Source organism: uncultured Merdimmobilis sp. (assembly GCF_902471145.1).
Classification (GTDB): domain Bacteria; phylum Bacillota; class Clostridia; order Oscillospirales; family Ruminococcaceae; genus Merdimmobilis; species Merdimmobilis hominis.
Map to the genome: position 1 here is coordinate 41,558 of NZ_CABRJC010000016.1, position 8,510 is coordinate 50,067.

The following is an 8,510-nucleotide window of genomic DNA, read 5'->3' on the forward strand; positions in this document are numbered from 1 at the left end:
ACAAAAAAATTAGATAATATCTGTATGGATTTTTTGTCCAAGGGAGTGTGGGTATAAAGATGGGGCCGCTGCTGTCGGCCTGGAATCCTGGCCGGCATTCTGCGGACGTTGGACAAAGATTGATGTAAGGGGAAGAAAGTAAAATGAGTATTGTGGATAAATTCAAAAACTTTGTGGGAATCCCTGAGGATGACTACTATGAGGATGATGAAGAGATGGATTTTGTGACTCCGAACAAAGCCCCCGAGTACACCGCCCCTGCAGAGACCACCAAGCGCAACAAGGTTGTCAATATTGCGGCTACAACCCAGCTTTCGGTGGTGCTGGTCAAGCCGGAGCGTTTTGAAGACGCCAGCGGCATCGCCGACCATCTGAACGCCAAGCGCACCGTCGTGCTCAACCTGGAGTCCACCAACAAAGAGGTCTCCCGGCGGCTCATCGACTTTTTAAGCGGCGTCGCCTACGCCAACGAAGGCCAGATCAAACGGGTCGCTAACAGCACCTACATCATCACCCCTTACAATGTGGATTTTGTGGGCGATTTGTTGGATGAGCTGGAGAGCAGCGGCGTGTTTTTCTAAGCCATGCCGAAAGACTACCTAACCCCGGAAGAACGGCTGTTTGCCGACCGGGTGGAAGACCTGTTTTCCATTGTAGAATCCCGCAGCATCCCCAAGTTTTCCTCCTTTTTGGATGAGCGGCAGCAAGCCATCGCCAAACAGGTGGCGCCCCGGGGGAACTATCTCCTGTACGCCGGGCATCCGGGGGAAGGGGACCGGTTGATGCTGGGGGTTTTCCCTGATTATTGCGAACCAGATGGCGGCTTGTTTCCCATCGTGCCCATCACTGTCCGCTACCGCAGGCAGGATGCCCTCTCCCACCGGGATTTTCTGGGTGCGCTGATGGGGCTGATGATCAAACGGGAAGCCATTGGGGATATTTTGGTCGGCGAAGGGCTCAGTGTGTTGTTTGTCACCGAACCCGTCGCCGGCGTTGTGCTGGGCGAACTCCTCAAGGTGGGGTCCTGCGGCGTCAGCTGTGAACAGGGACTGCCAGACGAGTTGCCCAGCGCTCATCAATACCGGTCCATCGGGGGCACAGTCAGTTCCCTGCGCCTCGACTGTGTGGTGGCCCTGCTCACCAATCTGAGCCGGGAAAAAGCCAGCCAGTTGATCCGTTCCGGCCTGGTTTCCAAGAATGCCCAGCCCATGGACTCCATCTCCAAGGAGGTGGCGGAGGGGGATAAGCTCTCCATCCGGGGATACGGCAAATTTTTGGTTGGTTCCGCTGGGACGGTCACCAAAAAAGGAAGAATCCACCTGGAATGCAAAAAGTATATTTGAGGAGGTTAGAAAATGCTCACTCCCAACGATATCGCAAACAAAAAATTTGACAAAGCGATGGGCGGTTACCGGATCGACGATGTGGAAGCGTTTCTGTCCCAAGTCTCCGATACGGTGATCGCACTGTATGAAGATAAAAAGAACTTGGAAGAGAAGATTGAAATTCTCGCTGAGAAGCTGGAGGAGTACCGGGCGGATGAAGACAGTCTGCGCAACGCCCTTCTAGGTGCTCAGAAGTTGGGGGACAGCGTCATCCGGGAATCCAAAGCCAAAGCGGAGGTCATCCTGCGGGATGCCAGCGCCAAAGCGGAGCGGATGGTGGACAACGCCCAGCTCCAAATCGAGCGGGAGAAGATGACCCTGGTGCGGATGCAGTCGGAGGTCAGCAACTTTAAAGCCCGGCTGTTGGCCACTTACAAAAAACACATTGAATTGATCGGTTCCCTGCCCGGCAATGTGGATGCTGAACTTTCGATGAAAGAGGCGGCTCCAGAGCCTGCTCCTGCTGTGGCGGAGAAGGCCCCGGTCACCGTGCCCAGCGATGAGAATGCTGTGGCATTGGATGAGCTGTTCCAGCCCTCCAAGGAAGAGGCCCCTGCGCTGACCTTCCAGAAGGAGTCCGCCGAAGAGAAAAAGGAAGAGATCCCGGTGATGAAGCCCCAGACAACGGTAAAGACAGAATCCAAATTCGGGCCGCTGAAATTCGGCGCAGGCTATGACCTGCAGCGGGACAGCGACACCGGTTTTTCCAAAAAAAAGAGATAAAATAAGGGAGAGGAAAGCAAAATGTCTCAGGATTACAACAAGACGATGAATCTGCCGCAGACGGAATTTTCTATGCGTGCGGCTCTTCCCAAAAAAGAGCCTAAAATGGTAGAGGAGTGGCAGACCAGCGATCAGTACCATAAATTGATGGAGAAGAATGCGGGCAAGCCCCTGTATGTGCTCCACGACGGCCCTCCATACGCCAACGGCGACATCCACATGGGCACTGCTCTCAACAAGGTGCTAAAGGATATCATCGTCCGCTCCAAAAATATGACCGGTTTCCGGTCCCCCTATGTCCCAGGCTGGGATACCCACGGCCTCCCCATCGAGCTGAAAGCCCTGAAAAAAGTGGGCCTGGGCGCCGACATCAGCCCGGTGGAACTGCGCCGCCACTGCAAAGAATTTGCTCTGAGTTATGTGGACAGCCAGCGGGAACAGTTTAAACGCCTGGGAAGCCTGGGCGACTTCAGCGACCCCTACCTGACCTTAAAACCGGAGTTTGAGGCTCGCCAGATTGAGATTTTCGGGGAAATGGCCAAAAAGGGCTACATCTACAAGGGGCTCAAACCGGTGTACTGGTGCCCCCACGATGTCACCGCCCTGGCGGAGGCAGAGATTGAGTACGCCGACGACCCCTGCTACTCCATCTATGTGAAATTCCTCGTCAAGGACGACAAAGGTGTGCTTACGGGCTTGGGCGCCGACCTCTCCAAAACCTATGTGATCATCTGGACCACCACCACCTGGACTCTGCCCGCCAACGTGGCCATCTGCGCTGGCCCGGACTTTGACTACAGCCTGGTCAAAGCAGGGGAAGAGTACTATGTGGTGGCCACTGAGCTGGTGGAAAGCACCATGAAGGCCGGCCATATTGAGTCCTATGAGATCCTTGGCAGCTGCAAAGGCAAGGATTTGGAATACGGCACTTGCTATCATCCCTTCCTGGACCGGGAATCCATGCTGATCGTGGGCGACCATGTCACCCTGGAGACCGGCACCGGCTTTGTCCACACTGCCCCCGGCCACGGCGCCGAGGACTTTGACGTCTGCGTCAACCACTATCCGGAGATCCCTGTCATCGTCCCGGTGGACGACCATGGCCGTATGACCGAAGAGGCGGGATTCTCCGCTGGTCTGACCACCGACGAGGCCAATAAGGTCATCGCCAAACACTTGGAGGAGAGCGGCCACCTGTTCGCCACCATGAAATTCACCCACCAATACCCCCACTGCTGGCGCTGCAAACAGCCCATCCTGTTCCGCGCCACCGAGCAGTGGTTCTGCTCCATCGACGGCTTCAAGAAAGAGGCCATCGACGCGGTGAAGCAGGTGGAGTGGATTCCCGGCTGGGGCGAGGACCGGATGATCTCAATGATCCAGGACCGCAACGACTGGTGCATCTCCCGCCAGCGGAACTGGGGCGTACCCATTCCTATCTTTTACTGCAAACAATGCGGCGCTTACCACATCGACGACTCCACCATCAAAGCAGTGGCCGACCTGTTCCGCAAGGAGGGTTCGGATGGCTGGTATCTCCACGAGGCTTCGGAGATCCTGCCTGCCGGCACCAAGTGCCCCAAGTGCGGTTGCACCGAATTTACCAAAGAGACCGACATCATGGATGTCTGGTTTGATTCCGGCGTCACCCACGCGGCGGTGCTGGATCAGCGCCCCGATCTAAAATGGCCTGCCGACCTCTACCTGGAGGGCGCGGATCAGTACCGCGGTTGGTTCCAATCCTCCCTTTTGACCTCGGTGGCCTGGAGGGGTATCGCCCCCTACAAAGCGGTCTGCACCCACGGCTGGGTGGTGGACGGCGAGGGCCGGAAGCAGTCCAAATCCCTGGGCAACGTCAACGCCCCTTCGGAGGTTATCGACGAGTACGGCGCGGACATCCTGCGGCTATGGGTCGCCTCTTCCGATTACCATTCGGACGTGCGGGTCTCCACCGACATCATCAAACAGCTGGCGGAGGTTTACCGCAAGATCCGCAACACCGCCCGGTACATCCTGGGCAACCTGTACGACTTCAATCCGGACACCGACTCGGTTTCTGACGATCAGCTCACCGAGCTGGACCGCTGGGCATTGGACCGTCTAAACTCCCTGACTGAGAAGGTGCGGGCGGCTTATGATCGGTTTGAGTTCCACATTGTTTATCATGCGGTACACAACTTCTGCACGGTGGATATGTCCAACTTCTATCTGGATGTGCTCAAAGACCGCCTTTATTCCGAGGCCGCCGATTCGGTGGAGCGTCGGGCTGCACAGACCGCCATCTACCGCATCCTGCGGGATTTGACCTTGCTGTTCGCGCCGGTGATCCCCTTCACTTCGGAGGAGATTTGGTCTTATCTTCCCTTGGAGAAGGGCATGGACAAAACCGCGCCGGTCTTCAATGAGATGCCCACCGCCCACGCCGGTGAGAGTGAAGCGTTCATGGCCAAATGGGATCGCATCCATGCCCTGCGGGATGACGTCAACAAAGCTTTGGAGCTGGCCCGTACCGCCAAGGTCATCGGCAAGAGCCTGGAGGCCAAGGTCATCCTCTCCTGCGAAGGGGAGCTCTTGGATTTTGTTGGTAGTGTCAAGGAGACCCTGCCCATGGTGTTCATCGTCTCCCAGGTGGAGATCAAAGAGGGCGCCGAAGGCGATTTCGCCGGCGACGTGGCTGGCCTAAAGGTCACAGTCGCAAAAGCGGATGGCCAAAAGTGCGAGCGCTGCTGGATTTACAGCGACACCGTCGGCCAGTGCGCCGAGCATCCCACCCTCTGCGCCCGCTGCGCAAAGGTCCTGGGCAAGTAATACAAATCCGTTCCAGTTGCGGCGCATCAGCAGTGGTGTGCCGCAATTTTGGCTTATGGCCACCCCCACAAAAGTACAAACCGCCCCAGGGCGGGATTGGAGTGAACCCATGACGGCATACATCGCACTTTTTGTCTCCTTAATCCTGATTGTTGTGGATCAGGTGATTAAAATTTGGGCCTATCAAAGCCTCTCCCAGATCGGGTCGGTTTTGGTGATCCCCCATCTCCTGCGCCTGACCTATGTGGAAAACTTTGGTGCGGCTTTCGGCATCCTCCAGCAAAGGCGCTGGCTGCTTATCGGCATCACGGTAGCGGTACTTGCCTTCCTAGTCTGGACGCTTTTGGCAAAAAAGGTCACCGAAAAGCCCATGGTGTGGAGCTTTGCCCTCATTATCGCCGGAGGGGCGGGGAACCTCATCGACCGGATGCAGCGGGGCTTTGTCGTGGACTACCTAGACGTGAGCCCGCTGTTCAGCTTCCCAGTGTTTAACTTTGCCGACTGCTGCGTGGTCATCGGCACTGCCTTGATGATTTTTTATATCCTGGTGTTGGAACCCAAACAGCGGGAGGGGAAATAGATGGAAGTCCTGGAACTGACCGTCCCGCCCGAAGGGGCGGGGGAGCGCCTGGATAAATGGATCTCCACCCAGGTGGAGGGGGTGAGCCGCTCTGCCGCCCAGAAGTTCTGCGAGGAAGGGCTGGTGGAAGCCGCCGGGAAGGCCCTCTCCAAGAACTATAAACTCAGGGGCGGGGAGGCACTCTGCCTGACCATTCCCGACCCGGTGGAACTGGATGTCACCCCCGAGGACATCCCCCTCGACATCGTCTATGAGGATGCAAGCCTCCTGGTGGTCAACAAACCCAAGGGGATGGTGGTCCACCCGGCCTATGGCAACCTGAACCACACCTTGGTCAACGCCCTCCTATACCATTGCAAGGGGCAGCTCTCTGGAATCAATGGAGTGATCCGTCCAGGGATTGTCCACCGCATCGACAAGGACACCAGCGGACTATTGGTAGTGGCCAAGGATGACCAGGCCCACAGTTCCCTGGCTGCCCAGATCAAGGAACACAGCTTTGACCGGTTCTATCATGCCGTGGTATACGGCAATTTGAAAGAGGACTCCGGCACTGTCCACCAGCCCATTGGCCGCCATCCCACCGACCGGAAAAAGATGGCAGTCACCGACAAAAACAGCCGGGATGCCGTCACCCATTTTGAGGTGGTGGAGCGGTACCAGGGGTTTACCCACGTCCGCCTCAAGCTTGAGACCGGCCGTACCCACCAAATTCGTGTCCACATGGCCTACATCGGCCATCCGGTGGCAGGGGACCCGGTCTACGGCCCCCGGAAGGTGATCTCTTCTTTGGAAGGCCAGTGTCTCCACGCCAAGACCATCTCCTTTCTCCACCCCAAAACAGGGGAGCTTTTGTCCTTTGACAGCCCGCTGCCGGGGTATTTCACCCGGTTTTTATCCACCTTAAAACGACGTTAGGAGTGCACCATGATCGAGAAACTATCCGACATCTATCTGTTCAGCGACATCGACGGCACATTGGGGGTCAGCGGCAAGGGCATCCCGGAGCGCAACCGGGAGGCAGTAGCCCGCTTCGTGGAAAAGGGCGGACATTTTGCCATCGCCACCGGCCGTACAGTGGACAATGCCCGCCGCTTCACCGGGGAGATCGGCATCAACTCCCCCTGTATCCTCAGCAACGGCTGTGCTGTGTACGATTACGGGCTGGAGGAATACTACTTCACCAGTCATCTGCCGGAGGGGGCGCCCCGGTATTTGGCGGAGATTCTGCGGGATTACCCCCACATCGGGGCCGCCGCAGTCAACGCCACCGATTACTGCTACATTGGGGAGCGATCCCAGGTCAAAGAGGTTTTCAAACGCAGCCACACCGACTTTAAGCTGATTCAGCCGGAGGATTTCACCTCCGATTATTTCAAGGTGCTGTTCGCTGTGCCCGATGAGGAGTGTCAAACCATTCTCCAGGAGCTTTCCGGCCGAGGGTATGAAGGGGTGTATTTTGTCAGCTCCGACACCTTTTACATCGAGATGCTGCCGGTAGGCGCCTCCAAGGGAGATGCCATCCGAAAGCTGTGCAAGCTGAAAAACATCCCAATCGACCATACCATCGCCATTGGCGACTACTACAACGATGCAGAACTGCTGAAAGCGGCGGGATTCGCCGTCACGGTGGCGGAAGCTCCCCAGGAGATCAAAGCCCTGTGCGACCTGGTGGTGGGCCCCTGCATGGACGGAGCTGTCGCCGATTTGATCGAATATCTGGAGGAACGGTACGACCGCTAGACCAAAAGAAGTGAGGGGAACTGGATGAACCGGGACAAGCTGACGCGGCTGTTCGCTTTCCTGGCCATGACGCTGGCCGGGTTCTACCTTCTGTTATCCCTATGGGCACAGCCGGACTTTCCTCTGCCCTCCTTCCAGGTGCCAGTTGCAGTGGATGGGGAGCCGGTGACCCAGCCGGGTAAACCCATCGGGCCGGTCAACCCCAATACTGCCTCTCCGGAGGAGCTGGAAACTTTGCCGGGAATTGGCCCTGTTCTGGCCCGGCGGATTGTAGATGCCCGGCAATCCATTCCCTTTACCGCCCCGGAGGATCTGCTCCAGGTGGAAGGGATCGGGGAAAAGACCTTGGAAAAAATCCTGCCCTATCTGGTTTTTTCCGAGGGGGAAGGGGCGTAGTTTGACGCAAGGGGAGACATCCCCTATAGATTTGGTACGCATGGACTCCTTATGGCATCAAAGGGAGCGGAGGACAGGGGTGTCTTCCGCTCCCTTTTTGTTTGTTATCGCAGGTAGCCTTTCAATCGGTCGATGCTCTGTTGTTCAAATTCCAATAGGTCTTTGCCCAGCCGCTGCACCTCTGGGTCGGATTCCCCACATTGTTTCAGCCGTTTTTCCAGGTCGATGATGCCCATGGTGCTGCCGTTGATCATCATTTCGGCCAGGTGGGAAGGGGAGGAATCCAGCATGGTGTTGGCGGCGATCCCCACCTGCATGGACAGCCTAGACAATGGGTTTGGCTCCTTGGGGGATAGTTCCATTTCCTGAAGGCGCTGGGAGGCGTCTTTGGCAAAGTTTTGGTACTGATCGCGGCAGGAGCGCAGCTCGCCTCCAAATTTCCCCTGGCTCGCCTTGGGGAGCAGGGCATCGGTAGAGTGGTATCCCGTTTTGGCATTTTTGTAAATTGCACTTAGTAATTCAGCGTCTTTATTCATCATTTATCCCCTCATTTCCATTTGTTTTTATGGTTAGCATACCGGGAATTGGGGCAGAATATCCGAGAAAAGGTCTGGTTCGGGAGGCAATTTGCACCAAAAGGGGATATAGTTTACCAATTCTATCCAAAAATTTTTTCACATCTGGAAGAAAACCGATAGAATGATAAAAAAGGATTTTTTTGTAGAAATACGGTTGACTTCGGCCTGTGCTTATAGTATAATAAACCATGTCGTCAGGAGAGGGAATCGAAGCTCCGGCGGCAAGGTGTTGGGGAGCATAGCTCAGCTGGGAGAGCATCTGCCTTACAAGCAGAGGGTCACAGGTTCGAGCCCTGT

At 56.2% G+C, this 8,510-nt stretch carries 9 protein-coding genes; 8 read left to right on the plus strand and 1 reads right to left on the minus strand.

The window, feature by feature from the left end; all coding sequences use genetic code 11:
• Positions 1–143: 143 nt before the first annotated feature.
• The 8 genes from RDQ42_RS08160 (at position 144) to RDQ42_RS08195 (ending at position 7,635) form a co-directional block, all read left to right on the plus strand.
• Positions 144–581, plus strand: coding sequence for a cell division protein SepF (locus tag RDQ42_RS08160; RefSeq protein ID WP_054332506.1), 438 nt, complete (start codon positions 144–146; stop codon positions 579–581).
• 3 nt (positions 582–584) lie between these two features.
• The gene (locus RDQ42_RS08165) at positions 585–1,343 is read left to right on the plus strand and encodes an RNA-binding protein (protein WP_071427069.1); all 759 of its coding nucleotides are present in this window, start codon (positions 585–587) and stop codon (positions 1,341–1,343) included.
• A 12-nt stretch (positions 1,344–1,355) separates the two neighbouring features.
• Positions 1,356–2,108, plus strand: coding sequence for a DivIVA domain-containing protein (locus tag RDQ42_RS08170; protein ID WP_231358373.1), 753 nt, complete (start codon positions 1,356–1,358; stop codon positions 2,106–2,108).
• Positions 2,109–2,129: 21 nt separating this feature from the next.
• Positions 2,130–4,916, plus strand: a complete 2,787-nt coding sequence (gene ileS, locus RDQ42_RS08175) for an isoleucine--tRNA ligase (protein WP_231358374.1) — start codon at positions 2,130–2,132, stop codon at positions 4,914–4,916.
• Between the two features lie 109 nt (positions 4,917–5,025).
• On the plus strand, positions 5,026–5,496 hold the full coding sequence (gene lspA / locus RDQ42_RS08180; RefSeq protein ID WP_054332501.1) for a signal peptidase II: 471 nt from the start codon (positions 5,026–5,028) through the stop codon (positions 5,494–5,496).
• Complete coding sequence (locus RDQ42_RS08185; protein WP_231358375.1) at positions 5,497–6,414, plus strand: RluA family pseudouridine synthase; 918 nt, start codon at positions 5,497–5,499, stop codon at positions 6,412–6,414. It begins immediately after the preceding gene.
• Between the two features lie 9 nt (positions 6,415–6,423).
• A complete protein-coding gene (locus tag RDQ42_RS08190) occupies positions 6,424–7,239 on the plus strand; it encodes a Cof-type HAD-IIB family hydrolase (protein ID WP_054332500.1) in 816 nt (271 codons plus the stop codon).
• Between the two features lie 24 nt (positions 7,240–7,263).
• Entirely contained in the window at positions 7,264–7,635 is a 372-nt protein-coding gene (locus RDQ42_RS08195) for a helix-hairpin-helix domain-containing protein (protein ID WP_082398726.1), read from the plus strand.
• Positions 7,636–7,739: 104 nt separating this feature from the next.
• Here the strand turns inward: RDQ42_RS08195 and RDQ42_RS08200 are convergent, their stop codons facing one another.
• The gene (locus RDQ42_RS08200) at positions 7,740–8,174 is read right to left on the minus strand and encodes a hypothetical protein (protein WP_071427072.1); all 435 of its coding nucleotides are present in this window, start codon (positions 8,172–8,174) and stop codon (positions 7,740–7,742) included.
• Between the last annotated feature and the right edge of the window lie 336 nt (positions 8,175–8,510).

Bases quoted from the DNA above. Each gene is read 5' to 3' on its own strand.
- RDQ42_RS08165 (WP_071427069.1), top strand. From the start codon at position 585: ATGCCGAAAGACTACCTAACCCCGGAAGAACGGCTGTTTGCCGACCGG.
- lspA (WP_054332501.1), top strand. From the start codon at position 5,026: ATGACGGCATACATCGCACTTTTTGTCTCCTTAATCCTGATTGTTGTG.
- RDQ42_RS08195 (WP_082398726.1), top strand. From the start codon at position 7,264: ATGAACCGGGACAAGCTGACGCGGCTGTTCGCTTTCCTGGCCATGACG.
- ileS (WP_231358374.1), top strand. From the start codon at position 2,130: ATGTCTCAGGATTACAACAAGACGATGAATCTGCCGCAGACGGAATTT.
- RDQ42_RS08170 (WP_231358373.1), top strand. From the start codon at position 1,356: ATGCTCACTCCCAACGATATCGCAAACAAAAAATTTGACAAAGCGATG.
- RDQ42_RS08190 (WP_054332500.1), top strand. From the start codon at position 6,424: ATGATCGAGAAACTATCCGACATCTATCTGTTCAGCGACATCGACGGC.
- RDQ42_RS08160 (WP_054332506.1), top strand. From the start codon at position 144: ATGAGTATTGTGGATAAATTCAAAAACTTTGTGGGAATCCCTGAGGAT.
- RDQ42_RS08185 (WP_231358375.1), top strand. From the start codon at position 5,497: ATGGAAGTCCTGGAACTGACCGTCCCGCCCGAAGGGGCGGGGGAGCGC.
- RDQ42_RS08200 (WP_071427072.1), bottom strand. From the start codon at position 8,174: ATGATGAATAAAGACGCTGAATTACTAAGTGCAATTTACAAAAATGCC.